This is a genomic window from Mycolicibacterium parafortuitum (genome assembly GCF_002086815.1).
Classification (GTDB): Bacteria; Actinomycetota; Actinomycetes; order Mycobacteriales; family Mycobacteriaceae; genus Mycobacterium; species Mycobacterium parafortuitum.
In genome coordinates this window covers 433,791-459,453 of sequence record NZ_MVID01000001.1, presented here as the reverse complement: position 1 = coordinate 459,453, position 25,663 = coordinate 433,791, and the positions used below count along the sequence as shown (strand labels likewise).

At 70.5% G+C, this 25,663-nt stretch carries 24 protein-coding genes; 10 read left to right on the top strand and 14 right to left on the bottom strand.

From position 1 onward, the window contains the following. Positions 1 to 12 precede the first annotated feature (12 nt). The gene (locus BST38_RS02115) at positions 13 to 1,380 is read right to left on the bottom strand and encodes a cytochrome P450 (RefSeq protein WP_083141557.1); all 1,368 of its coding nucleotides are present in this window, start codon (positions 1,378 to 1,380) and stop codon (positions 13 to 15) included. A 126-nt stretch (positions 1,381 to 1,506) separates the two neighbouring features. Between BST38_RS02115 and BST38_RS02110 the strand changes: the two genes are divergently transcribed. Further along, on the top strand, positions 1,507 to 2,598 hold the full coding sequence (locus BST38_RS02110; RefSeq protein WP_083141556.1) for a helix-turn-helix transcriptional regulator: 1,092 nt from the start codon (positions 1,507 to 1,509) through the stop codon (positions 2,596 to 2,598). Here BST38_RS02110 and rsmD read toward each other — a convergent pair. The 5 genes from rsmD to BST38_RS02085 all read right to left on the bottom strand — a co-directional run bounded on the left by rsmD (position 2,588) and on the right by BST38_RS02085 (position 9,240). After that, entirely contained in the window at positions 2,588 to 3,157 is a 570-nt protein-coding gene (gene rsmD, locus BST38_RS02105; RefSeq protein WP_083141695.1) for a 16S rRNA (guanine(966)-N(2))-methyltransferase RsmD, read from the bottom strand. The two genes, BST38_RS02110 and rsmD, sit on opposite strands and share 11 nt — an antisense overlap. After that, a complete protein-coding gene (locus tag BST38_RS02100) occupies positions 3,154 to 6,600 on the bottom strand; it encodes a pyruvate carboxylase (RefSeq protein WP_083141555.1) in 3,447 nt (1,148 codons plus the stop codon). The genes rsmD and BST38_RS02100 overlap by 4 nt, the downstream gene beginning before the upstream one ends. Positions 6,601 to 6,692: 92 nt before the next feature. After that, complete coding sequence (locus BST38_RS02095; RefSeq protein ID WP_083141554.1) at positions 6,693 to 7,328, bottom strand: vitamin K epoxide reductase family protein; 636 nt, start codon at positions 7,326 to 7,328, stop codon at positions 6,693 to 6,695. Beyond that, positions 7,325 to 8,095, bottom strand: coding sequence for a DsbA family protein (locus BST38_RS02090; protein WP_083141553.1), 771 nt, complete (start codon positions 8,093 to 8,095; stop codon positions 7,325 to 7,327). The genes BST38_RS02095 and BST38_RS02090 overlap by 4 nt, the downstream gene beginning before the upstream one ends. A 32-nt stretch (positions 8,096 to 8,127) precedes the next feature. Next, positions 8,128 to 9,240, bottom strand: a complete 1,113-nt coding sequence (locus BST38_RS02085) for an alpha/beta hydrolase (protein ID WP_083141552.1) — start codon at positions 9,238 to 9,240, stop codon at positions 8,128 to 8,130. A 155-nt stretch (positions 9,241 to 9,395) separates the two neighbouring features. Between BST38_RS02085 and BST38_RS02080 the strand changes: the two genes are divergently transcribed. The 5 genes from BST38_RS02080 to BST38_RS02060 all read left to right on the top strand — a co-directional run bounded on the left by BST38_RS02080 (position 9,396) and on the right by BST38_RS02060 (position 14,043). Beyond that, positions 9,396 to 10,235 carry an aldo/keto reductase gene (locus BST38_RS02080; RefSeq protein WP_083141551.1) on the top strand — a complete coding sequence of 280 codons (840 nt, stop codon included), beginning with the start codon at positions 9,396 to 9,398 and terminating at the stop codon, positions 10,233 to 10,235. Positions 10,236 to 10,243: 8 nt separating this feature from the next. After that, positions 10,244 to 10,783, top strand: coding sequence for a hypothetical protein (locus BST38_RS02075; RefSeq protein WP_083141550.1), 540 nt, complete (start codon positions 10,244 to 10,246; stop codon positions 10,781 to 10,783). Between the two features lie 150 nt (positions 10,784 to 10,933). After that, positions 10,934 to 12,361, top strand: coding sequence for a PepSY-associated TM helix domain-containing protein (locus BST38_RS02070; RefSeq protein ID WP_083141549.1), 1,428 nt, complete (start codon positions 10,934 to 10,936; stop codon positions 12,359 to 12,361). Further along, positions 12,354 to 12,857 carry a copper chaperone PCu(A)C gene (locus tag BST38_RS02065; RefSeq protein ID WP_083141548.1) on the top strand — a complete coding sequence of 168 codons (504 nt, stop codon included), beginning with the start codon at positions 12,354 to 12,356 and terminating at the stop codon, positions 12,855 to 12,857. Before BST38_RS02070 ends, BST38_RS02065 begins: the two co-directional genes overlap by 8 nt. Beyond that, positions 12,850 to 14,043 carry a Dyp-type peroxidase gene (locus BST38_RS02060; protein ID WP_083141694.1) on the top strand — a complete coding sequence of 398 codons (1,194 nt, stop codon included), beginning with the start codon at positions 12,850 to 12,852 and terminating at the stop codon, positions 14,041 to 14,043. The genes BST38_RS02065 and BST38_RS02060 overlap by 8 nt, the downstream gene beginning before the upstream one ends. Positions 14,044 to 14,048: 5 nt before the next feature. Here BST38_RS02060 and BST38_RS02055 read toward each other — a convergent pair whose 3' ends face one another. From BST38_RS02055 to BST38_RS02045, 3 genes are read right to left on the bottom strand one after another with little or no spacing between them, the layout of a single operon-like run. Continuing rightward, positions 14,049 to 14,759, bottom strand: a complete 711-nt coding sequence (locus BST38_RS02055; RefSeq protein ID WP_083141547.1) for an HNH endonuclease family protein — start codon at positions 14,757 to 14,759, stop codon at positions 14,049 to 14,051. After that, complete coding sequence (recG, locus tag BST38_RS02050; protein ID WP_083141546.1) at positions 14,756 to 17,026, bottom strand: ATP-dependent DNA helicase RecG; 2,271 nt, start codon at positions 17,024 to 17,026, stop codon at positions 14,756 to 14,758. The genes BST38_RS02055 and recG overlap by 4 nt, the downstream gene beginning before the upstream one ends. Position 17,027: 1 nt before the next feature. Next, positions 17,028 to 18,683 carry a fatty acid kinase ATP-binding subunit FakA gene (locus BST38_RS02045; RefSeq protein WP_083141545.1) on the bottom strand — a complete coding sequence of 552 codons (1,656 nt, stop codon included), beginning with the start codon at positions 18,681 to 18,683 and terminating at the stop codon, positions 17,028 to 17,030. 247 nt (positions 18,684 to 18,930) lie between these two features. Between BST38_RS02045 and rpmB the strand changes: the two genes are divergently transcribed. Beyond that, a complete protein-coding gene (rpmB, locus tag BST38_RS02040; RefSeq protein WP_083141544.1) occupies positions 18,931 to 19,125 on the top strand; it encodes a 50S ribosomal protein L28 in 195 nt (64 codons plus the stop codon). 30 nt (positions 19,126 to 19,155) lie between these two features. Here rpmB and BST38_RS02035 read toward each other — a convergent pair whose 3' ends face one another. Beyond that, the gene (locus tag BST38_RS02035; protein ID WP_083141543.1) at positions 19,156 to 19,833 is read right to left on the bottom strand and encodes a uracil-DNA glycosylase; all 678 of its coding nucleotides are present in this window, start codon (positions 19,831 to 19,833) and stop codon (positions 19,156 to 19,158) included. A gap of 25 nt (positions 19,834 to 19,858) precedes the next feature. Continuing rightward, the gene (locus BST38_RS02030; protein ID WP_083141542.1) at positions 19,859 to 20,818 is read right to left on the bottom strand and encodes a thiamine-phosphate kinase; all 960 of its coding nucleotides are present in this window, start codon (positions 20,816 to 20,818) and stop codon (positions 19,859 to 19,861) included. 75 nt (positions 20,819 to 20,893) lie between these two features. Between BST38_RS02030 and BST38_RS02025 the strand changes: the two genes are divergently transcribed. Then, the gene (locus tag BST38_RS02025; RefSeq protein WP_083141541.1) at positions 20,894 to 21,136 is read left to right on the top strand and encodes an Lrp/AsnC ligand binding domain-containing protein; all 243 of its coding nucleotides are present in this window, start codon (positions 20,894 to 20,896) and stop codon (positions 21,134 to 21,136) included. 10 nt (positions 21,137 to 21,146) lie between these two features. Next, positions 21,147 to 21,695, top strand: coding sequence for a DUF3515 domain-containing protein (locus BST38_RS02020; RefSeq protein ID WP_083141540.1), 549 nt, complete (start codon positions 21,147 to 21,149; stop codon positions 21,693 to 21,695). Here BST38_RS02020 and BST38_RS02015 read toward each other — a convergent pair. From BST38_RS02015 to BST38_RS02005, 3 genes are read right to left on the bottom strand one after another with little or no spacing between them, the layout of a single operon-like run. Next, the gene (locus BST38_RS02015) at positions 21,692 to 22,795 is read right to left on the bottom strand and encodes a D-alanine--D-alanine ligase family protein (protein WP_083141539.1); all 1,104 of its coding nucleotides are present in this window, start codon (positions 22,793 to 22,795) and stop codon (positions 21,692 to 21,694) included. The two genes, BST38_RS02020 and BST38_RS02015, sit on opposite strands and share 4 nt — an antisense overlap. A gap of 12 nt (positions 22,796 to 22,807) precedes the next feature. Next, on the bottom strand, positions 22,808 to 23,935 hold the full coding sequence (locus BST38_RS02010; protein WP_083141538.1) for a cystathionine gamma-lyase: 1,128 nt from the start codon (positions 23,933 to 23,935) through the stop codon (positions 22,808 to 22,810). Positions 23,936 to 23,939: 4 nt separating this feature from the next. Continuing rightward, a complete protein-coding gene (locus BST38_RS02005) occupies positions 23,940 to 24,935 on the bottom strand; it encodes an NAD(P)H-dependent glycerol-3-phosphate dehydrogenase (protein WP_237160637.1) in 996 nt (331 codons plus the stop codon). Between the two features lie 53 nt (positions 24,936 to 24,988). Here BST38_RS02005 and cofC point away from each other — a divergent pair, with 53 nt between their 5' ends. Further along, positions 24,989 to 25,633 (top strand): 2-phospho-L-lactate guanylyltransferase, encoded by a 645-nt coding sequence (cofC, locus tag BST38_RS02000; RefSeq protein WP_083141692.1) that lies wholly within the window; start codon positions 24,989 to 24,991, stop codon positions 25,631 to 25,633. Positions 25,634 to 25,663 lie beyond the last annotated feature (30 nt).

The window sequence follows — 25,663 nt, the reverse complement described above, 5'->3', positions numbered from 1 at the left end:
GGCCCAGGCGGATCAGCGGTGCCGCACCCGTGCGGTGACCGGGGCCGCCGCGACCGCGGTGAACGGCACCTCGACCGGGAACTCGGCTGTCGTGGAGACGATTTCGACCGTCCTGACGATGGTCGCCAGCGCCAGGGTGGCCTCGAGCATCGCGAAGTGGTCTCCGATGCACGACCGCGGACCGGCACCGAACGGCAGATATTGCCAGCGGTCCGGGCGCTTGCCCCCGGTGAAGCGGTCGGGGTCGAAGGTCAGCGGATCGGCCCACAGCTGCGGATCGCGGTGCAGCGCATAGATGCCGACGACGAGCATGCTGCCTGCCTCCACGAGGTGACCCCCGACGTCGATGTCGCACACCGCTTCCCGGCTGGTGGCGGGCGCCGGCGGGCACAACCTCAACGCCTCGTGCAGCACCGCCACCGTGTAGCCGAGTGCCGGCACGTCGGCGGGCCCGAGACTGCCACGCTCGCGCACCGCGACAACCTCGGCCAGCACCCTCTCATGCAGGTCCGGACGACGGCCCAGCTGCCACAGCGCATAGGCCAGCGTCGTCGCGGTGGTGTCGTGCCCGGCGATCAGGAACGCGATCAGGTCGTCGGCGATCTCGCGATCGGTCAGCGGCGCCCCGGTCTGCGGGTCGACGGCGGCCATCATCGCGCGCACCAAGGGCGCGTCCCGCCCGGCATCGGCCCGGCAGGCACGCACGATGCGGTCAGCGATGCGCTGCAGTTCGGCGGCCGCCGCACGGGCCCGGTGCCGCGCAGGCGTCGGGAACCACCGCGGCGGCTTGACCGGGGCCCCGGTGCGATCCGCGATGTGCGACAACGCGATCTGCATCGGCGCACCGATCGACGACGCCTGCTCGGCGAGGTCGACGCCGAGCACCGCCCGCCCGAGCGCACGCAGTGTGAGGCGGCGGCTCTCGGTGTCGAGGTCGATCTCGGCACCGTCGGCCCAGCTGTCGGTGACCGACTCCGCGGCGGCGGCCATGTGCCCGGAGAACTCCTCGACCCGCTTCTTCGTGAACACCGGCTGCAGTGCGCGGCGCCTCGGCGTCCAGTCCTCGTGCTGGAGGTCGAAGAGGTTGCGCCCCATGAGATGTCGCATCTCGGCGTGTACGACGGTCTTGTCCACCAGCGTGCCGTGCCGGCTCAGGACGTCATGCACGGCCCCCGGCGAGGTCGCCACGACCACCGGCGGCATCAGCCAGCGCGGCGCCAGCTGCAGCCGGGTCACCGGACCGCCGGCATTACGCAGCGTCTCGCATCCGGTGTGGAACCGGCGCAGAGCACGGATCTGTTCTCGACGGGGCAGCGGGTTCAGCGGCGCGGGTGGCAGAGACCTCACCTCCGGCGTCGCCCCCGTTCGCAGGGTGGTCATGGCCTCTACCCAACCCCCGGAAGGCGCCGCGATCCTCATCCGTTCGGCTGAGATCGCGCTTTCGGCACCGCAACGGCCGAGACGTTTTAGAGTCGAGTCACTATCAGCAGTCCCGGGGGGTTCTGCGTGGCCACGATCGAGGACTTCTCCCGCATGGTGTCGCGGGTGTACGGCGCAGCCACCGCACCCGAAACCTGGGGTGATGCGATGGCCGACATCCGCACGGTGTTCGGCAGTCTCGCCGCGGCGCTGATCGAGATCGACGGCGGCATCCGCGCTGTCAAGAGCGCCAATCTCTCCGGCGACGCGGCTTCCGAGTATGCGGGCTACTACCGCAAGATCGACTACGTCCTGGCCGCCGTGGAACACAGCCCGGTCGGTCTGGTGCGCGGTGGCCGTGAGCTCATCGCGCTACAGCCTCGTTCGGAGTTCGACGCCGACTGGATGCGCCCGCACCGGCTCAACGACGGGCTATTCGTCCGGCTCTGCGGGGCGGATCGCACGACGAGCTTCCTCGTCGCCGGGGATTGCGCGGCCGAGGAATTCGACTCGCCCGACCGCGCGAGGCTTCTCACCAACCTGATCCCGCACCTGCAGCAGGCGCTACGCACCGAGCGGTCCCTGCGCGCGCACTCCGTCAGCCGCGAAACCCTGCACATGATGATCGACTGTGTCGAGCACGGTATCGCCACCGTCGACACGAATTCAACTGTGGTGCAGATGAATCGCGCCGCTTCGGCGATCTTGCGCGCGCACGACGGACTTGAGCTGCGCGCCGGCGCCGTCGCCGCCACCGACCCGGCCACCGGCAAACGGTTGGTCCGGGCGCTCGCCCAGGCCCACGGCCTGACCGGCGCCACCGCCCCCGCCGGCACCTCGCTGCTGTGCCCACGGCCGTCGGGTCGCCGGCCGTATGTGGTGCACATCGTGCCGCCCGCCGGTGGCGACGACACGGCGCCGGGGGCACTGATGGTGATCCTCGACCCGGAACGTGTCCCGGAGCCGGCGATGTCGGTGCTGTGCCGGCTGTTCGGGCTCACCCGCGCCGAGGCGATTGTGGCCGCCCGGGTTCTGCGCGGCGACGGGGTGCGTGCGATCGCCGAGGAGATGGCGTTGTCGGTGTCGACGGTGAAGACCCATCTGCAGCACGTCTTCGACAAGACCGGCACGCACCGTCAGGCCGAACTGGTGCGGTTGTTGCTATCGGTCAGTCCCTGACCGTGGCCATCTCCAGCCGGGTGTCCCCGTACCGCCGCGGCTTCCACGCCGACCACGTGTCCGGCCACGCGATCTCGGGGGCTGACGCGGGGCGTTCCACCACCGCGACAGTGCCCGCCGCGGTCCACCCTGCGCTGCCCAGCGTGTCGATCAACTCGGCGATCTGGGCCGAATCGACCTCGTAGGGCGGATCGGCGAGCACCAGGTCCACGGGCCGCGACGCACCCCCGGCCAGCACCGTGGCGACGCTGCCGCGACGTACGGTGGCACCGCGCGCCCCCAACTCGGCGACGTTGCGTTCGATCACCGCGACGGCACGCGGATCGGATTCGACGAACAGCACCGACCGGGCACCGCGGGACAGCGCCTCGAGGCCGAGCGCGCCGGACCCGGCGAACAGGTCGACGACGCTGATGCCGGTGAAGTCGATGCGGGCGGCCAGCAGGTTGAACAGCGCTTCGCGCACGCGATCGGTGGTCGGGCGGGTGCCCAGGCCGGACTTCTGCTGGGGCACGGTGATCCGGCGGCCCCCGAAAGCGCCCGCGACGATCCGGGTCAGGACGACTCCCCGGACGTGTCGCCGGAGACGTCCGCGCCCCCCGAACCGATCACCGCGAGCAGGTCTCCGCCCTCGACCTGGGCGGTGGCGCTGACCGCGACGCGGCCGACGGTGCCGGCCTTCGGGGCGGTGATCGCCGCCTCCATCTTCATCGCCTCGATGGTCGCGATGGTCTGCCCGGACTCGACCTTGTCCCCCGCGGCGACGTTGACGGTGACGACACCGGCGAACGGTGCGGCGACGTGGTCCGGGTTGGTGCGATCGGCCTTCTCGGCGGCGGGGACATCGCTGGCCACACTGCGGTCGCGGACCACCACCGGACGAAGCTGGCCGTTGAGGATGCACATCACGGTGCGCATCCCGCGTTCGTCGGCGTCGGAGACGGCCTCCAGCCCGATCAGCAACTCGACACCACGTTCAAGGGTGACCCGGTGTTCGTCGCCGTGGCGCAGCCCGTAGAAGAACTGGTTGGCCGACAGGCTCGAGGTGTCCCCGTACTGCTCCCGGTGCGCCTCGAATTCCTTTGTGGGACCGGGGAAAAGGAGCCGATTCAGCGTCGCCTGCCGTTTCGGGCCCGGTTCGGCGAGTGCGTCGGCGTCCTCGGCGGACACGTCGGCCTGCGGCTTGGCCGGCGCCCGTCCGGCGAGCGCCTTGGACCGCAGCGGTTCCGGCCAGCCGCCGGGCGGGTCGCCGAGTTCTCCGCGCAGGAACCCGATCACCGAATCGGGGATGTCGAATCGCTCGGGGTCGGCGGCGAACTCGTCGGCGGACACGCCGGCACCGACCAGTGCCAGCGCGAGGTCACCGACCACCTTGGACGACGGTGTGACCTTGACCAACCGGCCCAGGATCCGGTCGGCGGCCGCGTAACTGGCCTCGATCTGCTCGAAGCGGTCCCCGAGTCCCAGCGCGATCGCCTGCTGGCGCAGATTCGACAGCTGGCCGCCCGGGATCTCGTGGTGGTACACCCGCCCCGTCGGGGTGGTCGGGCCCGCCGCCGCGACGTCGAAGGGGGCGTAGACCTTTCGCAGCGCCTCCCAGTACGGCTCCAGGTCGCAGACCGCGCCGAGGGACAGTCCGGTGTCGAACTCGGTGTGCGCGGTCGCGGCGACGATCGAGCTCAGCGCGGGCTGGCTGGTGGTGCCGGCCAGCGGTGAGGAGGCACCGTCGACAGCACTGGCGCCGGCCTGCCAGGCCGCCAGGTAGGTCGCGAGCTGCCCGCCGGGGGTGTCGTGGGTGTGTACGTGCACCGGCAGGTCGAACCGGCTGCGCAGCGAACCGACGAGCGTGGCCGCCGCCTGCGGGCGCAGCAGGCCCGCCATGTCCTTGATGCCGAGCACGTGCGCACCGGCCTCGACGATCTGCTCGGCCAGCTTGAGGTAGTAGTCGAGGGTGTAGAGGTTCTCCGCCGGATCCGACAGGTCCCCGGTGTAGGACATCGCGACTTCGGCGACGGCCGTACCGGTTTCGCGCACCGCGTCGATCGCGGGCCGCATCGAGTCGACGTTGTTGAGCGCGTCGAAGATCCGGTAGATGTCGATCCCGGTGGCCGTCGCCTCCTGCACGAACGCATGGGTCACCGACTCCGGGTACGGCGTATAGCCGACGGTGTTGCGGCCGCGCAGCAGCATCTGCAGGCAGATGTTGGGGACCGCCTCGCGCAGCGCGGCCAGCCGCTCCCACGGGTCCTCCTTGAGGAACCGCAGCGCGACGTCATAGGTTGCGCCACCCCAACATTCGATGGAGAGCAGCTGCGGGGTCATCCGTGCCACGTAGGGCGCGACCATCAGCATGCCCGACGTCCTGATGCGGGTCGCCAGCAGCGACTGGTGCGCGTCGCGGAAGGTGGTGTCGGTGACCCCCACCGACTTCGACTCCCGCATCCACCGGGCGAACGCCTCTGGACCGACCTCGGAGAGCAGGTGCTTGCTGCCGCGCGGCGGCATCGTGTTGAGGTCGATCTGGGGCAGTTTGTCCTGCGGGTACACCGTCGACGGGCGCGGGCCGTGCGGCTGGTTGACCGTGACGTCGGCCAGATAGTTGAGGATCTTGGTGCCGCGGTCGGCGGGGGTGTACGAGGTGAGCAGGTGGGGCCGCTGGTCGATGAACGACGTGGTCACCTTCCCGGCCCGGAAGTCGGGATCGTCGATGACGGCCTGCAGGAACGGGATGTTGGTCGTGACCCCGCGGACCCGGAACTCGGCCAGCGCCCGGTGCGCCCTGGCCACCGCGGTGCCGAAATCGCGGCCGCGGCAGGTGAGTTTGACCAGCATCGAGTCGAAATGCGCACCGATCTCACCGCCGAGCACGGCACCGCCGTCCAGGCGGATCCCGGCGCCGCCGGGTGAGCGGTAGGCGGTGATCCGCCCGGTGTCCGGGCGGAAGCCGTTGGCGGGATCCTCGGTGGTGATCCGGCACTGCAGGGCCGCACCCCGGATGACCAGATCGTCCTGGCTCAGTCCCAGATCGGCCAGCGTCTCCCCCGACGCGATGCGCAGCTGGCTGGCCACCAGGTCGACGTCGGTGATCTCCTCGGTGACCGTGTGCTCGACCTGGATGCGCGGGTTGCACTCGATGAATACGTGGTGGCCGCGTTCGTCGAGAAGGAACTCCACGGTGCCCGCGCAGGTGTAGTCGATCTCACGGGCGAACGCGACCGCGTCGGCGCAGATCCGCTGCCGCAGGTCCTCGGAAAGATTCGGGGCCGGGGCGAGCTCGATGACCTTCTGGTGCCGTCGCTGCACGCTGCAGTCCCGCTCGAACAGGTGCATCACGTTGCCGGTGGAGTCGGCGAGGATCTGCACCTCGATGTGGCGCGGGTTGAGGACGGCCTGCTCGAGGTAGACGGTCGGGTCGCCGAACGCCGACTCGGCCTCACGGCTGGCCGCTTCCACGGCCTCGGCCAGCGCGTCGCGCTCTTCCACCCGCCGCATCCCGCGCCCGCCGCCGCCGGAGACGGCCTTGACGAACAAGGGGAACTCCATGTCGCGGGCGGCCTCGACGAGCTCGTCGACCGACGCCGACGGCGCGGAGGACGCCAGCACGGGCAGGCCCGCGGCACGGGCCGCCGCGATCGCCCGCGCCTTGTTGCCGGTCAGCTCGAGGACGTGCGCACTGGGCCCGACGAACGTGATGCCCGCCGACGCGCACGCGGCCGCCAGCTCGGGGTTCTCGGACAGGAAGCCGTACCCGGGGTACACGGCGTCGGCACCGGCCTCCAGCGCGACCCGCATGATCTCGTCGACCGACAGGTAGGCGCGCACAGGATGACCGACGTCGCCGATCTGATACGACTCGTCGGCCTTGAGACGGTGCAGCGAGTTGCGGTCCTCGTACGGGTAGACCGCCACCGTCGCGATGTCCATCTCGTAGGCCGCGCGGAACGCACGGATCGCGATTTCACCGCGGTTGGCGACGAGGACTTTGGTTATCCGACCGGCCACGGTTCACCTTAACCTTGCTGGTCTTTCTCACACCGCCGGACTGAGCGCTGTGATCACGCGGGTGCGTTCACGTGCCGTCAGAGCAGTGTTGGTCACAGAAGCGTCGACCAGTAGTTCCAGAACCGTTCGAGGATCAGCAACACCACCGCGGTGAACCACAGCGTCACCAGCGACCAGCGCCAGGTGTGCAGGGTGCGCAGCACCGCGCTGCCGCTGCGCTGCGGGGCCGCCACAATCGAGGCCGTGACCACCAACAGCGGGATCGTCACGGCCCACACCACCATGCAGTACGGGCACAGCGCGCCGATGCGATACAGGCTCTGGAAGATCAACCAGTGCACGAACACCGCGCCGAGCAGCGTCCCGACGGCCAGGCCGGCCCAGTACCACCGCGGCAGGTTCACCCGGGCCAGGGCGAGCACACCGGTCACCACCACGACGGTGAACGCGACGATGCCGATCAGCGGGTTCGGGAAACCGAACAGCGACGCCTGCGGGGTGATCATCACCGAGCCGCAGGACAGCACCGGGTTGATGCTGCAGGACGGCACGTAGTCCGGGTTGATCAGCAGTTCGATCTTCTCGACCGTCAGCGTCAACGCGGCGGCGAGCCCGGCGATCCCGGCGATGAGCACCCACAGCGCGCTGCTGCGGGCGACCGCGACCTCCGTCGGCTCACCGTCCGACGGACCGGTGTGCTCGATCGAGTCGGCCGCGGTGGCGGTCATGACGCGGGCGCGGGTGCGGGTGCGGGCGGGGCGGCCTCGAGGCCGGGCACGTCGCCGACGATCTCCTTGATCTTGGCGACCAGCGCGTCCGGCGTGGAGTACTGGTAGTCCTCACCGTTGATCCGCACCGACGGGGTGGACTGGATGCCGGTGGCCTTGGCCAGCCCGCCGACCATGTCGACATAGGTGCCCTTGTTGATGCACTCGGCGACCTCGTCGTTGGCCACGCCGGACTGGCGGGCGATCTCGATCAGCCGGGCGTTGTCCGGGTAGGCCGAGCCGGTCTCGCTGGGCTGCTGTGCGTACAGCGCCGCGTGGAAGCGGCGGAACGCGTCGGTGGAGGAATCGGCCACGCAGTACGCGGCGCCACCGGCACGGGCCGGGTAGTTCTGGTTCTGCGGGCGGTCCAGGATGCCGACCATGTAGTAGTCGGCGGCGATCGCACCCGAGTCGATCATCTTGGAGATGGTGGGGCCGAACTGTTGCTCGAACACACCGCAGTGCGGGCACAGGAAGTCCTCGTACATGCTCAGGACCGCCTTGGGCTCGTCGGTGCCCTCTTTCTTGATCACGCTGGCCGCCTCGACCCGGATCCCGCGGGACTCCCCGGCGGTGGGCTTGTCGTCGGCCGAGGCCACGATGTAGAGCACCAACGCGACCGCGAAGAGCACGACGACCGCGGTCAGACCGATCTGGATGAGCAGGTTGCGCTTACGGTCCGCTGCCTTCAGGTCGTAACGCGCGTTCTTCTTGGGTTTGGTGGCCACGGGTGACACATTACCGGCGCGGCCGGGGCGGCTTAGCCGGTGCGGGTCAGATGCGCGCGGATCGCGGAGATGAAATCGGCGGTGGCTGTCGCGCTGTCCCCGCCGAGCGGGAAGAAGTTCGCGAAACCGTGCACGACGCTGCCGTACTCGCGGTAGTCGACGGGAGTGCCCGCCGCGCGCATCGCCTCGGCATAGAGCCGGCCCTCGTCGCGCAGCGGGTCGAACCCCGCCGTGACCACCAGCGCGGGCGCCAGCCCGGACAGGTCGCCGGCGCGCAACGGCGACACCCGCGGGTCGGTCGCGTCGACGCCGCTGCCGTCGAGGAACTGCGACATGAACCAGTCCATGTCACGCGCGGTCAGGAAGAAGCCGTCGGAGAACAACGTCTGCGATCGGGTCTCGATGCCGACCTCGGTGGCTGGGTAGAGCAGCACCTGCAGCGCCGGTTGCGGTACGCCCTCGTCACGGGCCCGCTGCGTCAGCACCGCGGACAGGTTGCCGCCGGCGCTGTCCCCGCCCACGGCGATGCGGTCCGGATCGGCGCCGAGCTCGGCGGCGTGTTCGCGGGCCCACAGGTAGGCGGCGTAGGCGTCCTGCGCGCCGGCAGGCGCCTTGTGTTCGGGGGCCAGCCGGTAGTCCACGGACAGCACGTGGATGCGCGCGGACCGGCAGATCTCGCGGCACAGGTCGTCGTGGCTGTCGATGCTGCCGATCACGTGACCGCCGCCGTGGAAGAACACCAGCAGCGCGGCGTCCTCGGCGTCGGTGCGGTAGTGCCTGGCGTTGATCGGCCCGTCCGCGCCGTCGACGGTGAGGTTGGTCACCGACGCCACCGGGATGTGTTTCTGGAATCCCGCGGCGAGCACCTCCAGCTGGGTGCGGGCGACGACGGGGTCGTCGTCGGCGACGAGCCCGTTGAGGCCGAGCATCTGCTGACCGGTCAGCATCAGCTGCAGCGTGGTGTCGAGCGTGTTGCCGTCGACGGTGGTCGAACGACCGCCCAGCATCACGCGTTTGAGCCGGTCAGGGATGTGTGGCAGCGCGCGCAGCGTGGCCCCCGAGATCGTGGTGAGCGCTTTCTCGGCCGCCCGGCCGCCGCGTTTTTTCGACGTCTTGAGGGCGGGACTCGCAGTCACCTGGGTCATCGGGAAACTCCTGTCCGTGTTCGTCGGCGTGCCCGGCCGGGAGCGCCGACGCGGCGTGCCGGTTGGCATATCGGCCGGGGGTGGGTGCAACCTGTAATCGAAAGAGCTAACGGATATGGTCTTCGCCAGCATTCCACTTCAGAAAAGAAGGTGACATGACGTCGGCGGCAGCTATCCCCACCGTCACACTCAACGACGACAACACCATGCCGGTCATCGGCCTCGGTGTGGGCGAGTTGTCTGAGACAGAGACCGAACAGGCCGTCTCGGCGGCGCTGGAGACCGGCTACCGGCTGATCGACACCGCGTCGGCCTACGGCAACGAGGCCGCGGTCGGGCGCGCCGTCGCCGCGTCGGGTATCCCCCGCGACGAACTGTTCATCACCACCAAGCTGGCGCCCGCAGACGCGGGTTTCCAGTCCGCCCAGGATGCGATCCGGGTCAGCCTGGAGCGGCTGGGGATGGACTACGTGGACCTGTTCCTGATCCACTGGCCCGTCGGCGAGCAGGGCAAGTACGTCGACAGCTGGGGCGGGATGATGAAGCTCAAGGAGATCGGTCTCGCCCGCTCGATCGGTGTGGCCAACTTCCACGAGCATCATCTCGACGACCTGATCGGTCTGTCCTTCTTCACCCCCGCGGTGAACCAGATCGAGTTGCACCCGCTGCTGAACCAGGCGGCGCTGCGGGCCGTCAACGCCGAACACGGCATCGCCACCGAGGCCTACGGTCCGCTCGGCGTCGGTAACCTGCTCAGCCACCCCGCGGTCACCCCGATCGCCGAAGCCCACGACAGGACGCCCGCGCAGGTGCTGATCCGGTGGAGCCTGCAGCTGGGCAACATCGTCATCCCCCGTTCGTCGTCGCCGGAGCGCATCGCGTCGAACTTCGACGTGTTCAGCTTCGAACTGACCGACGCGGAGATGGCGACGCTCAACGGGCTCGACGACGGCACCCGGTTCCGTCCCGACCCCGAGACCTACACCGGCGCCTGACCCGATCCATGCCCACGCCGCCGAAGACTCGCGCCCGGTGGGTGCGCGGCACCCTCGTGGGGGTGTCTTCGGCGGTCACCACCCTCGGCGCGCACGCCGCGGCGGGAGGCATGCTCCCGCAGGGCAGCGCGCTCGTGCTGACCCTGCTGCTGTGCGCGACGGTCGGTGCGGTGTCGTGCCGGCCCCGCACCGACGGCCACGTGGCCCGTTTCGCCGCGCCCACCGCGGCGCTGTTCGCCGCCCAATACCTCGGCCACATGGCGCTTTCGGTCACGGGCCACCACCATGCGTCCGTCGACCTGATCCCCGGCGCGCCGATGCTGGCCGCCCATCTCGCCGCCGCGGTACTGCTCGGCGCCGCGATCGCGGCCGTCGAATACCTGTACGCCGTCTGCGCGTCAGTGCTGTGCTGGCTGCGCCTGTTCGCGCTGCGCGCGGCCCGGCCCACGGTGCGGGTACGCCGCCGCGTCACGAAAGTCGTTGTCGCCCGGCCCGTTCTGACCACCGGGCTCGGAATGCGCGCTCCCCCGGCGCCTGCCGCCGTCTGACGGACCTACCCGTCACCACACTCTCACCGGACCGCGACGTGCCGTCGCGGCCGTCGTGCCTGCGCCGCCGCGCCGTCGCGCGCTGACGGCATCCTCTGTCGGCCTGTGTCGCCGACCCCATCTTTCTCGTCCCCAAAGGTTCATTCCTCCATGACCATTCCCGATGACATCCATGAAACCCGCGCCGCCGCGGCGCCTCCGCGGCACGCGCCGCCCCCACCGCACCACCGGCGGGCGCTGCTGGTGCGTCTGCACTTCTACGCCGGCATCCTGATCGGGCCGTTCCTCGCGGTCGCCGCGGTCACCGGCGCGCTGTACGCGGCGGCGCCGACGATCGAGCGCGTGGTGTACCGCGACCTGCTGTCGGTGCCACCCGCGCCCGCGGCGCTGCCGCTGCAGGAGCAGGTGGCCGCGGCCCGAGCGGCGTTCCCGCAGCTGACGATGACCGGCCTGCGGCCCGCCGCCGAGCCTGCGGACTCCACGCGTGTCTATTTCGCCGACCCCGCCCTCGCGGACGACCTGCTGCGCGCGGTGTTCGTCGACCCGTACACCGGACGGGTACTCGGCGACGAGCAGACCTGGCTCGGGTACCTGCCGGTGAGCACCTGGCTCGACGGGTTGCACCGCCATCTCAACCTCGGTGAGCCGGGGCGCATCTACAGCGAACTCGCGGCGTCGTGGCTGTGGGTGGTTGCGCTGGGCGGGCTGTGGTTGTGGCTGATCAGAGCCGCCCGTGATCGCCGGCCCGGACGCACGCACCGCGTGGTGATGCCGGATCTCACGGCCCGCGGCCGCTCCCGGACGCTGAGCTGGCACGGCGCGACCGGGGTCTGGCTGCTGGCCGGGTTGCTGTTCCTGTCGGCGACCGGGATCACCTGGTCGACGTACGCCGGGGCGCATGTCAGCGACATCAGAGCCGCCATGAATTGGCAACGGCCGCAACTGGATACCGTGATCACAGGAGACGGTGGGCACGCCGGGCACGGTGGCCCGGCGACGCACCCGGCCATCGATGCGGCATCGGTCGATTACGCGGGCGTGCTGTCGGCAGCCGCCGATGCCGGGGTGCGCAGTCCCGTCGAGCTCACCCTGCCCGCCGCCCACGGCGAGGCCGTCACCGTCACCGAGATCGACCGGCCGTACCGGTGGACCACCAACGCCGCGGCGGTGGACGCCGTCGATCTCGGCGTCACCGCGGTGGTCGACTACCGCCGGGATTACTCGACGATGGCCAAGCTCGCCGACTGGGGCATCCGTGCGCACATGGGCGTCCTGTTCGGCTGGCTGAACCAGGCGCTGCTGCTCGCCGTCGCGGTCGGACTGCTCACGGTGATCGTGCGCGGCTATCGAATGTGGTGGCAGCGCAGGCCCACTCGTGGATCCGGCTGGGCGGTGGGCAGAGCGCCGCGCCGCGGCGGGTTCCGGCGTCTCCCCGTCCCGGCGCGGGTCGGGATCGTCGCCGCGGCCGTCGCGATCGGGTGGTTCCTGCCGCTGCTGGGTCTGTCTCTGGCGGCGTTCCTCGTCGTCGATCTCACACTGGCCGCGACCAAGCGGCGGAAGGAGAATTCTCATGCGTGACAACAAGATCACGGCCCTGATCGTGGCCGCCGCGGTGGTGCTCACCGGGTGCACCGCGGGCGGCGACAGCGGCGCCCCGACCCCGGCGGCCGCCGTGACCGTCGAAGATCCGTGGGCAGCCGCGACCGATACCGGCATGACGGCGATGTTCGGCAACCTGACCAATGCCGGAGATCGGGATGCGGTCGTGATCGGCGGGGATTCACCCACAGCCGGCCGGGTCGAGGTCCACGAGGTGGCCGCCGGTCCGGACGGGGTTGCGACGATGCGCCCCAAACTCGGCGGCATCACCATCCCGGCCGGAGGTTCGCACGAACTGACGCCCGGCGGCGATCACCTGATGTTGATGGATCTGACGGCGCCGCTTCGACCGGGCGACGACGTGTCCGTCACGGTGCTCTTCGAGGACGGGACGCGGATACCGGTCACAGCGCAGGTGCGGGACTTCGTCGGCGCCGACGAAGAGTACGCCCCCGGTGGGCACGGCCATGGCTGACGACCGCTGGACGGTCAACCGGCGGCGCCTCTTCACCGGAGGCGCCGCCGTGGCGGCCGCATCCGTGCTCACCCAGTGCGGCTCCGCGCAATCCGCCTCGCCGACAACGGAGTTCGGGACGGATACGGAGCCGTTCCACGGCCCGAACCAGGCGGGTGTCGCGACCTCCCCGCAGGCGCACGCACTGTTCGTCGCCCTGGACCTGGTGCCGGACGGGACCCGATCGGCCCGGGACACGCTGGCGGCGGTGCTGAAGCTGTGGAGCACCGACGCGGCGAGGTTGACCCGCGGCGAGCCGGCGCTGGCCGACACCGAACCCGAACTCGCTCACCGGCCGGCGCGACTGACCGTGACGGTAGGGATCGGGCCCAGCGGATTCGACCGGATCGGGCTGCGGCATCGGTGCCCGGTCGACGACCTGCCCGAGTTCCGCACCGACCGGTTGGAACCGCGCTTCAGCGGTGGCGACATCCTGGTGCAGATCTGCGCCGACGACCCGATCGTCGTCGCACACGCCGCGCGGGTGCTGCTCAAGAACGTCCGCGCGATGACCGTGGTGCGGTGGCGGCAGAGCGGATTCCGGACCGCACGGGGCGCCGCTGCCGACGGCACGACGATGCGCAACCTGATGGGTCAGATCGACGGCACCGTGAACCTGCGCGAACCCGCGCAGTTCGCGCGTCACGTGTGGGATGACGGGTCGGTGCACCCGTGGTTCGCCGGCGGCACCGTACTCGTGCTGCGGCGGATCCGGGCGGAACTCGACACCTGGGATGAACTCGACCGTGACAGCAAGGAACTGACCGTCGGACGGCGTCTGGACAACGGCGCCCCGTTGACCGGCCGCAACGAGTTCGACGAACCGGACCTCGAAGCATCGGAGAACGGAATCCTTGTGATTCCGCCGAATTCGCATGTGGCGCTGGCCCGGCACCGCAACGAGGACGAACAGTTCCTGCGGCGCGCCTACAACTACGACGATCCACCCGAGCACGGCACCACCGACGCCGGGCTGATCTTCGCCGCGTACCAGCGCGATCCAGCACGCCAGTTCGTGCCCGTGCAACGGCGATTGGCGCAATCCGACGCTCTCAACCCGTGGATCACCACCATCGGGTCGGCGGTGTTCGCGATCCTTCCCGGGGTGCCCGAGGGCCGATACCTCGGGCAGTCGCTGCTCGAATAGCCGGCTCAGCCGCGGGGGCACGTCTCGGCGGCCTGGCGCAGCACGGGCGCCGACGGCGCGTCGACCGGCAGTCCGTAACCGCGGAGCACCTCGACGAACTGCATCGCGTACTGGCAATGGAACGCCCCGTTCGGCGGCATCCACAACGCCGGGGGCTTGTCTCCTTTGTCCTGGTTCGCGCCGCCCGCGACGGCGAGCAGATTGGCCGGATCGTTGGCGAACCGCACCCGCATCTCCTGAGTCCAATTGCGCGCGCCCAGATCCCACGCCAGCGCCAACGGCACGATGTGGTCGATCTGGACCGCGGCGCCGACCTGCGCACCACGGGTGAATGCCACGCTGGCGTTGGTGTACGGATCGAGCAGCACACCGGTGGCCACCGCGGTGGGGCACCGCGAGATCGCGACGTAGGTCTTCTCGATCAGGTCCCGGTCGAGGATGTCGTTGCGGGTGTCGCAGCCGTTGCGTCCGCCCGGGGCGGTGGTGTCGTCGGTCCAGGCATCCCCGAACGCGTCGCGCCGGTAGTCGCCCGTGCGGATCCGCGCGGGTACCTCGGCGATGCCGGCAAGCACGTCGGCTCCGGGAACGACGGTGGGCACGTCGGCGTCGGCCACGTACTGCGCGGACCGCTGGGCCGAGTGCTCGACGGTCTGGTAGGCGACGATGATCGCGAGCAGCGCCGCGAGCGCCAGCCATACGGTGTTTCGGCGGCTCACGACATGTCCAGGAACTGCACTTTGTCGTCTTCGGTGAACGGTGCCGACAGCGCCGCCATCCCGGAGTCCAGTGGATCGGACTCGTAGACCGTCTCGCACAGTTCGCGGGCCGCCAGGATGACCTCGAGATGCTGGGCCAGCGACAGGAACTTCAGGGTGATCGGGCGCCCGGACTGGTACAGCCCCAACACGTCTCCCTCGCTGCGCTCCCGCAGGTCCAGATCGGCGAGCTCGAAGCCGTCCTGGGTGCCCGCGACCGCCGTCAACCGCTGCCCCGCCTTCGACTCCTCGGGCAGCCTGGTGACCAGCAGGCACAGGCTCGGGTGCTGTCCGCGGCCGATCCGGCCGCGTAGCTGGTGCAACTGGCTGATCCCGAAGCGGTCGGCGTCCATCACGACCATCACGGTCGCGTTCGGCACGTCGACGCCGACCTCGATCACCGTGGTGCACACCAGCACGTCGATCTGCCCGGCGCGGAACGCGCCCATCACGGCGTCCTTCTCGTCGCCGGAGAGCCGGCCGTGCATCAGCCCCAACCGCAGATCCTTCAGCGGGCCGCGCTGCAGCCCGGCGAGGAGGTCCACCACCGTGACCGGTGGCGGCAGCCTGTCGTCGTCATCGCTGTCGCGTACTTTCGCGGTCGCCTTCTTCGCTTTGGCCTTGCCCGCCTTCTCGTCCTCGTCGTCCTCGTCGATGCGTGACGCGACGATGTAGGCCTGTCGCCCGGCCGCGACCTCCTCGTTGATGCGTTCCCACGCCCTGGCCAACCAGGTCGGCTTCTGGGTCTGGAAGATCGTGCTGGTCTTGATGGGCTGGCGTCCGCGCGGCAGTTCGCGCAGCGTCGAGGTCTCCAGGTCTCCGTAGGCGGTCAACGCCAGCGTTCTCGGGATCGGGGTCGCCGTCATCACCAGCAGATGCGGTGTGATGCCCTCGGGTGCCTTGGCGCGCAACCGGTCTCGCTGCTCGACACCGAACCGGTGCTGCTCGTCGACGACCACCATGCCGAGGTTGTCGAATTCGACGGCGTCCTGCAGCAGCGCATGCGTGCCGATCACGATGCCCGCCGCCCCGGAGGTGATCTCCCGGCGGGCATCACGCTTCTGTGCCGCCGACATCGACCCGGTCAGCAGCGCCACCCGGGTCGCGTTCTCGGCGCCGCCGAGCTCACCGGCGCCGGCGAGCGCACCGAGCATCGCCCTCATCGACGAAGCATGCTGCACCGCAAGCACTTCGGTCGGCGCGAGCAACGCGCACTGATAGCCGGCGTCGATCATCTGCAGCATCGCCAGCAGTGACACGACGGTCTTGCCCGAGCCGACCTCACCCTGCAGCATCCGGATCATCGGCCTGGTGGCGCTGAGCTCCTCGGAGATCACGGCGAGGACCTCGCGTTGCCCCGCGGTCAGTTCGAACGGCAACTGAGCCGTCATCTGGGTGACCAGCCCGCCGTCCCGGCGGGCGGCGGGCGGCCCCGACGCCGCGAGCGCACTGTGCCTGCGGCTCACCAGCCCCCACTGCAGACCGGCCGCCTCGTCGAACGTCAGCCGCTCGATCGCGCGGTTGCGCTCGGCTTCGTTGACGCTGACGTGGACCGCCCTCAACGCCTGGTCCTCGGACATCAGATCGTGTTCGCGCACAAACCATTCGGGCAGCGTCTCGGGAACCGGGTCGAGCACCGCGAGGGCCTGCCGGACGCAGGCGTAGATGTCCCACGTCTGCACCTTCGAGTTCGCCGGATAGATCGGGAAGAAGTCCTTCTCGAACTCGGCGAGCAGGTCGTCGCCAGTGGCGTCGGTGGCGGCCGCGATCGACGTCAGCGATTTCGTGCCGAACGTCTTACCGGACGGCGAATCGAGCACCATGAACGCCGGATGGGTCAGCTGCATGGTGCCGCGGAAGTAGCCGACCTCCCCCGACAACATCACCTTGGTGCCCTCGATGAGGGTCTTCTTCAGATACTTCGGGTTGAAGAACGTCGCGGTGACCTTCGGCCGCCGGTCGCGCAGCGTGACGACGAGGTACTCGCGCGACCGCTGATTCTTGGCCCACTTGACCTCGGCTTTGGCGATCACGTCGACGAACGTGACGTGCTCACCCTCTTCGAGGTCGAGTTCCTCGCCCTCGCCGCGCACCGTCATCGCGTCGCTGTACTTGCGCGGGAAGTACCGCAGCAGGTCGCCGACGGTGCGCAGCCCGAACTGCTCCTCCAATGGGTCGGCGGCCTTCTTGCCGAGCACGTAGTCCAGGCGGTCGTCGATCGTGGCCATCTCACTCCACCCCGATCAGCAGCGCGTCACCGCGGTGGCCGGTGTGGAACGTGACCAGTTCGGCGCCGAGGTGCTTGTGGTGCACATGGTCGGCCAGCCTCGCGGCGACGTCCTCGCCGGCGGCCTCCCCGGTCAGCACGGTGACCAGTTCCCCCCCGGCGGCGAGCAGCAGATCGATCAGGCCGGCCGCGGCGGCGACGACGTCATCGCCGACGATCACCACCTCGTCGCCGGCGATGGCCAGGCCGTCACCGGGTCTACAGGCCCCGGCCCACGTCAGCGCCTCCTCGGCGGCGATCCGCACCGAACCGAAGCGGGCCGCGGCCGCCGCCCGGGCCATCGTGTAGCCGTCGTCGACCAGACGCCGCTGCGCGTCGTGCACCGCGAGCGCGGCGAGGCCCTGCACCATCGAGCCGGTGGGCACCGGCACCATGTCGATCCCCCAGTCCGAGGCCACCGCACACCCGGCGACGATCTCCTCGGCCGCGACGTAGCCGTTGGGGAGCACCATCACCTGCCCGGCGCCGGTCTTCACCAGCGCGTGCAGCAGTTGTTGGGCGCTGATCGGCACGTCGGGTTCGGGGCGCAGCACCTCGGCGCCCTCTCCGACGAACAGGTCCTCGGCGCCGTCACCGTCGACGACGGCCAGCACGGCCCGTTCGCGGCTCCAGCTGCGTGGCCCGTGCCGGTCGGAGTCACCGGTGAGCGACGTGATCTGGATCTGGCTCAGGGTGCCCACCGCCAGGCCGGCCTCGACCGCGGCGCCGGCGTCATCGGCGTGCACGTGCACCGAGTAGTGGCCGTCCCCGGAGCCGCTCTGACCGAAGCCGGACGCGGCGATCGCGACCGAGTCACCGAGCTCGTCGAGGCGTGCGCGCAGTGTCTCGATGTGTTCGGCGGCGCAGTCGCTGAGAAGATACATCACCTCGAAGCGCGGTGGCGGCGGTTGCTCCGGCCCGGGCCGCGCCGGTGCCCCCTGTTTCGGGGCGGGCGTGTACACCGGCCGGTGGGTGCTGTGGCCGGTGATGGTCAGGGTCAGCGCATCCAACAGCACCAGCAGACCGCGCCCGCCCGCGTCGACGACACCGGCGTCGGCCAGCACGTCGAGTTCGGTGACGGTGCGGTCCAGGGCCGTCGCGGCGGCCTGGGTGCTCGCATCGACAGTCCCGGCCAGGCCGGCCCCGCCCGCCGCGGCGTCCTCGGCCGCGGCGGCCGCATCGTGCAGCACCGACACGATCGTGCCCGGCACCGGCTGGCCCATCGACGCGACCACGAGGGTGACGGCGTGCCGCAGTGCGGTGCTGAACAGCTCCGGGCCGATGTCGCGCAACGGGCCGCCCTGTTCATCGGCGGCCGCCGCGGTGACCTCGGCGATCGCGCGCAGGATCTGGGACAGGATCACCCCCGAGTTGCCGCGCGCCCCCCGCAGGGCGCCCGCGGCCAGCGCGGCGGCGACCGCGGTGACGTCGTCACCGGTCACGGCGTCGGCCTGGGCCCACGCCGCGCGCATGGTGAACAGCATGTTCGTCCCGGTGTCGGCATCGGCCACCGGGAACACGTTGAGCTGGTTGATCTCGTCGGTGTGGCTGATCAACGCCGCGACCGCGTCATGGGCCCAGCGGCGCAGGGTGGACGCATCGAGCTGCCCAGCCGACATCACACCTCCACACGCCGCCGCCGTCGGCGTCAGCCTAGCCACTGCCGCCGACAGCGCCGAAGACCATCCGGCCGAGGTTGTGGACACCCCGGTCACCGTGTTCGGGCGGTTTTGGCGATCGATGCCGCGGCCGGTATTCTGATCAGGTTGTCGGGTCGGTCCGTGTCACCTGCCGAGTCAGTAGGGTGGCCGAACGGGCCCAGACCCCGACCAAGACCTTTAAGTACCGATTCGAGGAGTTTCAACTATGGCTGCCGTGTGCGAGATCTGCGGGAAAGGCCCCGGCTTCGGAAAGTCGGTGTCGCACTCCCATCGCCGGACCAGCCGTCGGTGGAACCCGAACATCCAGTCGGTGCGCGCCGTGTCCGCCCCCGGTGGCAACAAGCACCGCGTCAACGTGTGCACGTCGTGCCTGAAGGCCGGCAAGGTCTCGCGCGGCTAGTTCGCGTCCAGACCAGCACCACTTCTTCCGCTACGGCAGGCGCCAGTCGACAGGCTCGGCGCCTGCCGTCGTCAGCAGGTCATTGGCCCGGCTGAACGGCCGGGAGCCGAAGAAGCCCCGCGACGCCGACAGCGGCGACGGATGGGGCGATTCGATCGTCGCGGTGTCCCCGAGCATCGGCTTCAGCGTCGACGCGTCGCGGCCCCACAGCACGGCCACCATCGGCGTGCCGCGTGCCACCAGCGCACGGATCGCGCACTCGGTGACCGCTTCCCAGCCCTTTCCGCGGTGTGACGCCGGGGTGCCCGGCCGCACCGTCAGCACCCGGTTCAGCAGCATCACGCCGTGCTCGCACCACGGCGTGAGATCCCCGGTGGACGGCTTCGGGTAACCGAGGTCCTCGCAGTACTCCTTGAAGATGTTGTCCAGGCTGCGCGGCAGCGGCCGCACCTCGGGCGCCACCGAGAAGCTCAGCCCGACCGCGTGTCCCGGTGTCGGGTACGGATCCTGCCCCACGATCAGCACTCTGACCTTCTCCAGCGGGAAGGTGAACGCGCGCAGGATGTTCGGGCCCGCAGGCAGATAGGTGTGCCCCGCGGCCAGTTCTGCGCGCAGGAACTCCCCCATCTGCGTCACCTGGGACTCGACCGGCGCGAGGGCGCGAGCCCACCCCGCCTCCACCAACTCATTGAGAGGACGTGTTGTCACGAGAGGCCAACTTAGCCCAGCCGGTTCAGTACGACTGCCAGCCCGGGTCTCCGCGCCAGTCCGCGCCGTCGACGGTGACCCGCGCCGCGCCGTCGCCCGCGACGGTGCCGATGACGCGCCAGCCCGGCGGCACAGGACCGGGGAACGTGGCCACGAGCGCATGGTCCTCGCCGCCGCCGAACACGCACTGGCCTGCATCGACGCCGGCCGCGGCGGCCGCGTCGGCGACCGCGGCGACGTCCGCGCGCAGTGCGTCGGCGGTCAGGTCGATGTGCACGCCCGAGGCCGTCGCGATGTGACCCAGATCGGCGAGCAGCCCGTCCGAGACATCGGTCATCGCGCTCGCCCCGGCCTGCGCCGCGGCGGCACCCTGCCCGTACGGCGGCTCAGGCACCAGATGCCCGCGCCTGATGTCGTCGAATCCACCGATACCGCTGCGCCACAACGCATATCCCGCAGCGGAGCGGCCCAGCACCCCGGCCACGGCAACGCTGTCCCCGCGCCGCGCGCCGCCGCGCCGCACCGGCTCGCGGCCACCGAGATCACCGAGCGCGGCCACCGAGATCACCCATTGCGGGGCCGCGACCATGTCACCGCCGACGATGCCGGCACCCATCAGGCCGGCCTCGTGCCACATGCCGTCGGCCAACTCGACCGCGCCCGCGACGGGGCTGTCGGCCGGGGCGCCGAATCCGACCACGAAGGCTGTCGACCGCGCACCCATCGCCTCGATGTCGGCGGCGTTCTGTGCGATCGCTTTTCGGCCGATGTCGTACGGTGACGACCAGTCCAGCCGGAAGTGCCGCTTCTCGACGAGCATGTCGGTGCACACGACGGTCCTGCCGTCGGCGGCCGCGACCACGGCGGCGTCGTCACCGGGCCCGACGCTGACGATCGGCGGTTGCGTTCGGCCGGCGACCAGACGGTCGATGACGGCGAACTCCCCCAGCCCCGACAGTGTCGCGCCGGCGTCATCGGCCGCCATGTCAGTTCCTTTCACCTGCGGTACGTTTGGTCCCTGCGGCGTGGAGTCTATGCAGCCAGATGGAGGGGTTACGGCGTGGTCGAGGCTTTCGTTCTGATCCAGACCGAGGTCGGCCGCGCCGAGGTGATCGCCAAACAGCTCGGCGGGCTGTCCGGTGTGCTGTCCGCCGAGTACGTCACCGGGCCCTATGACGTCGTGGTTCGCGCCGAGGCGCCGTCGCTGGAGGAACTGCGGTCCACGGTGGTGCCCAGCGTGCAACAGGTCGCCGGTATCACCCGGACGCTGACCTGCCCGATCGCCGGGGAAGCCGCGTCCTAGAGTCTGGCGTGTGGACGACAGCCAGGCCGGAGACGGACCGCCGCGCGCAGCACTGATCGCCGCACTCGTGGTCGCCGTCGTCGCGGTGCTCGCGGTGCTGGTCGTCGCGGCGGTGTCGCAACGCACACCGGCACAGGAGGCCGTCGCGATCACCGGAGTGCCTGCGCCGCAGGCCGCAAGCCCGGACTGCCGGGCGCTGGTGGAGGCGCTGCCCGAGCAGTTGGGCGACTACCGGCGCGTGCCGCTCGTCGACCCGGCGCCGGCCGGGACCGCCGCGTGGCGCACCGACGGCGGTGAGGCGGTGATCCTGCGGTGCGGACTGGACCGGCCGGCCGAGTTTGTCGCCGGGGCACCGCTGCAGGTGGTGGACGCGGTGTCATGGTTCCGGGTGGGCGATGTCACGGAGCCCGATCGCAGCACGTGGTTCGCGGTGGACCGGCCCGTCTACGTCGCGCTGACGTTGCCCCCTGGCGCGGGTCCGGCGCCGATCCAGGCGCTGTCGAAGGCGATCGCGGACACGCTGGAGCGTCGCCGTCCGGAGCCGGCGCCGATCGGTTAGCGCAGGCCGGTGCCGCGGGCGACGGCGGTGTCGACCATCGTCGCCAGCAGCGTCGGATAGTCCACCCCGGTGGCCGCCCACATCTGCGGATACATCGAGATCGTGGTGAACCCGGGCATCGTGTTGATCTCGTTGATCACCGGCCCGTTCTCGGTGAGGAAGAAGTCGACGCGGGCAAGCCCCTGGCAGTCGATCGCGGTGAACGCGCGGATCGCCAGCGCCCGGATCTCGTCGGCGACGGCGTCGTCGACCTTGGCGGGCACGTCGAGTTCGGCGGCGTCGTCGAGGTATTTCGTCTCGAAGTCGTAGAAGCCGTCCTCGCGCCCGCGCACCCCGGCGACCCGGATCTCCCCGAGCGTGCTGGCTTCGAGGTGCCCGTCCGGGAATTCCAGCACGCCGCATTCGAGTTCGCGGCCGGGGATCGCGGCTTCGACGATCACCTTCGGGTCATGGCGACGGGCCAGCTCGACCGCGGCGGGCAGCTGATCCCAGCTGGTGACGCGGCTGACGCCGATCGACGAGCCGCCGCGCGCGGGTTTGACGAACACCGGCAGCCCGAGCCGCTCGCGGTCCTCCAGCGCCACCGTGGTGTCGCCGGCCCGCAGCACGACGTGATCGCCGACGGGCAGGCCCGCGGCGGTCAACAGCTTCTTGGTGAACTCCTTGTCCATGCCCGCCGCGCTGGCCAGCACCCCGGCCCCGACGTACGGGATGCCTGCGAGTTCAAGAAGCCCCTGGATGGTGCCGTCCTCCCCGTAGGGCCCGTGCAGCACCGGGAAGACGACGTCGACGGCGGCAAGGATGTCGCCGGCGGCCTCGCCGAGCGACAGCAGCTGGCCGCGGCGCGCGGGGTCGGCGGTCAGGGCGAGTTCGGTGCCCGACTCGCCGGTCACGCCGGGCAGCCTGCCGTCGGTGATGGCCAGCGTCTCCGGCCGGGCGTCGGTGAGCACCCAGGCCCCGCCCGGGGTGATGCCGACCGCGGTCACCTCGAAGCGTTCCGGGTCGAGGTTGCGCAGGATGCTGCCTGCGGAAACACACGAGATCGCGTGTTCGGAGCTACGTCCGCCGTAGATCACGGCGACGCGGATGCGGGGACTCACAAGCTGGAGACGTTACCGGCTCGGCGTTGTTGTGCCCGGTCCGAGTGCCCGCTGCAGGTCCTTGACGAGATCGTCGGTGTCCTCGATGCCCAGCGAGATCCGCGCGAAGCCGTCGGCCACCCGGTCACCCCATCGCGCGCGCCGGTCCACCGAGGTGTGGATCCCGCCGAAGCTCGTCGAGGCCACCAGCAGTTCGCTGCGCGCGACGAGGTCGTGGACCGCGCCGGCGTCGGCCAGTTCCACCGACACGATGCCGCCGAACCGGCGCATCTGCTTGGCCGCGACCCCGTGGGACGGGTCGTCGGCGAGGCCGGGATAGCGCACCGACCGCACGGCGGGATGGTCGCGCATCATCAGCGCGACGGCCGCGGCGTTCTGGCACTGCCGCTCGAACCGCAGGCCCGCACTGCCGAGGCTGCGCAGCACCAGCCACGCTTCGAACGCGCCGAGGATCGGGCCCGCGTGCAGTCGTTCCCGTTCCACCCGCGCCATCAACTCGGGGTGGCTGCCCGCGACATAGCCGGCGAGGACGTCGCTGTGTCCGGACAGCGCCTTGGTGGCGCTGGCCACCACCAGGTCGGCGCCGAGCGACAGCGGCTGCTGACCCAGCGGGGTCGCGGTGGTGTTGTCGACGACGAGCACGGTGCCGCGCGACCGGCAGTCCATCGCCAGCTGGTGCAGATCCACCACGTCGAGTTCGGGATTCGACGGTGTCTCGGCCAGCACGACATCCGCGCGTGCGGCGGCCTCGGCCATCTCGGCGCACCGCGCCTCGACGACCGTCACCCCGCGCGGGGCGAGGAACTCCTCGGCGTACGCGCGCACCTGGTAGTAGCCGTCGGCGGGGACCACCAGGGTGCGGCCGGGTTCGGCGAGCACCCGCAGCACCGCTGTGAGCGCCGCCATCCCGGAGCCGAAACACAGTGCGGCAGCGGCCCCTTCCAGAGCGGCGAGCGCCGATTCGAGTCTGCGCCACGTCGGATTCGATTTGCGGCCATAGCTGTCCAGCGCGTCACCCTCGTCGGCGGACAGGTGATAGGTGGCGGCCGGAACCGGCGGGGCGATCACCGGCTGGCCCGGAATCTCTTCGGAAGCAACGGCTTTGACGCTGCGGGTGGAGTCGCCGTAAGTGCCGGACACGGGGCTACTCGGGCTTGGTGGTGCGGCCGAGAAGAAGCACGACCGCCTCGTCGACGGACAGGCCCTTGTGACACACCCGGTGCACCGCCTCGGTCAGCGGCATCTCGACGTCGTAGCTCGACGCGAGCGCGAGCACCGACTGACACGAGGTCACCCCCTCGGCGACGTGACCGCCGGTGGCGTCGAGCGCGGCCTCCATGGTGCCCCCTTTACCCAGGCGTTCCCCGAACGAGCGGTTCCGCGACTGCGGCGACGTGCACGTCGCGACGAGATCGCCGATGCCCGCCAGACCCGCGAGGGTGGTCGGCTTGGCGCCCAAGGCGATTCCGAGCCGCATGATCTCGGCCAGGCCGCGGGTGATGATCGCCGCGGCGGTGTTCTCCCCCAACCCGACCCCGGCTGCCATGCCACAGGCCAGCGCGATGACGTTCTTACACGCACCGCCGATCTCGGCGCCGATGACGTCGGAGTTGGTGTAAGGCCGGAAGTACTTGGTGGCCAGCGCGCGCTGCAGCGCCACCGCCCGGCCGGAGTCGGTGCAGGCGACCACGGTGGCCGCGGGTTGCTCGTCGCCGATCTCGCTGGCCAGGTTCGGCCCGGTGATCGCCGCGATACGTCCCGCGTCGGCACCGGTGACCTGGGCGATGACCTGGCTCATCCGCATCAGCGAGTCCAGTTCGATGCCTTTGGCCAGGCTCACCAACGTGCTGTCGGGACCCAGATGTCCTTTCCACTGCTCCAGATTGGTGCGCAGGGTCTGCGACGGCACCGCGAGCAACACGGTGCAGGCACCGTCGAGCGCCTCGGCGGCGTCACTGGTGGCGCGGATCGACTCGGGCAGCGGGGCCTCGAGGTAGTTCTCGTTGCGGTGGGTGCGATTGATCGTGTCGGCGAGCTCCGGCCTGCGCGCCCACAACGTGACGTTGTTCCCGGCGTCTGCCAATACCTTCGCCAGTGCCGTTCCCCATGCCCCGGCCCCCATCACCGCCGCGTCAACCACGGCTTCAGCCTAGCCGGGAATAATCGACTGGCAGGATGGCGCTCGTGAGCGGCATGAGGAACAGCGCTCCGGACGCCGACATCGGACTGGTGATCGCGGTCAAGCGGCTCACCGCGGCCAAGACACGGCTGGCTCCGGTGCTTTCGGCGACCGCCCGCGAGAACGTCGTGCTGGCGATGCTGGTCGACACGATCGGCGCCGCGATGGCGGTGCCCGCGCTGCGGTCGGTGCTCATCGTCACCCCCGACGACGCCGCGGCGGCGGCCGCGCGCGACCTCGGCGCCGAGGTGCTGGCCGATCCGACGCCGCCAGGACATCGCGACCCGCTCAACAACGCGTTGACCGCCGCTGAGGCGGTCAGCCGCAGGGAGAACACCAATGTCGTTGTGCTGCAGGGTGATCTCCCGGCCCTCAAGACCGAGGAGTTCGCCGCCGCCCTGGCGGCCGCTCGCGCGCACCCGCGCAGCTTCGTCACCGATCGGCACGGCACCGGCACCGCGGCGCTGTTCGGTTTCGGCGCCCCGCTACGGCCGCTCTTCGGGACCGATTCCGCGCAACGCCACCGCGACTCCGGGGCGGTGGAGTTGATCGGTGACTGGCCCGGGCTGCGCTCCGACATCGACACCCCCGACGACCTCGCCGCGGCACGCCGACTCGGCGTCGGCCCGGCGACCCTGCGGGCCATGTCGGCGACGTGAGTCAGACGTCGGCATTTCGCCCGACGTTGG

Coding starts and splice junctions, on each gene's coding strand:
- recG (WP_083141546.1), bottom strand. CDS start 17,026: ATGGCCACGATCGACGACCGCCTGGACTACGTGCTCGGCAAGAAGGCC.
- BST38_RS02065 (WP_083141548.1), top strand. CDS start 12,354: ATGCGTGACAACAAGATCACGGCCCTGATCGTGGCCGCCGCGGTGGTG.
- BST38_RS02060 (WP_083141694.1), top strand. CDS start 12,850: ATGGCTGACGACCGCTGGACGGTCAACCGGCGGCGCCTCTTCACCGGA.
- BST38_RS02075 (WP_083141550.1), top strand. CDS start 10,244: ATGCCCACGCCGCCGAAGACTCGCGCCCGGTGGGTGCGCGGCACCCTC.
- BST38_RS02080 (WP_083141551.1), top strand. CDS start 9,396: ATGACGTCGGCGGCAGCTATCCCCACCGTCACACTCAACGACGACAAC.
- rpmB (WP_083141544.1), top strand. CDS start 18,931: ATGGCTGCCGTGTGCGAGATCTGCGGGAAAGGCCCCGGCTTCGGAAAG.
- BST38_RS02045 (WP_083141545.1), bottom strand. CDS start 18,683: ATGTCGGCTGGGCAGCTCGATGCGTCCACCCTGCGCCGCTGGGCCCAT.
- BST38_RS02085 (WP_083141552.1), bottom strand. CDS start 9,240: ATGACCCAGGTGACTGCGAGTCCCGCCCTCAAGACGTCGAAAAAACGC.
- BST38_RS02030 (WP_083141542.1), bottom strand. CDS start 20,818: ATGGCGGCCGATGACGCCGGCGCGACACTGTCGGGGCTGGGGGAGTTC.
- BST38_RS02115 (WP_083141557.1), bottom strand. CDS start 1,380: ATGACCACCCTGCGAACGGGGGCGACGCCGGAGGTGAGGTCTCTGCCA.
- BST38_RS02070 (WP_083141549.1), top strand. CDS start 10,934: ATGACCATTCCCGATGACATCCATGAAACCCGCGCCGCCGCGGCGCCT.
- BST38_RS02095 (WP_083141554.1), bottom strand. CDS start 7,328: ATGACCGCCACCGCGGCCGACTCGATCGAGCACACCGGTCCGTCGGAC.
- cofC (WP_083141692.1), top strand. CDS start 24,989: ATGAGGAACAGCGCTCCGGACGCCGACATCGGACTGGTGATCGCGGTC.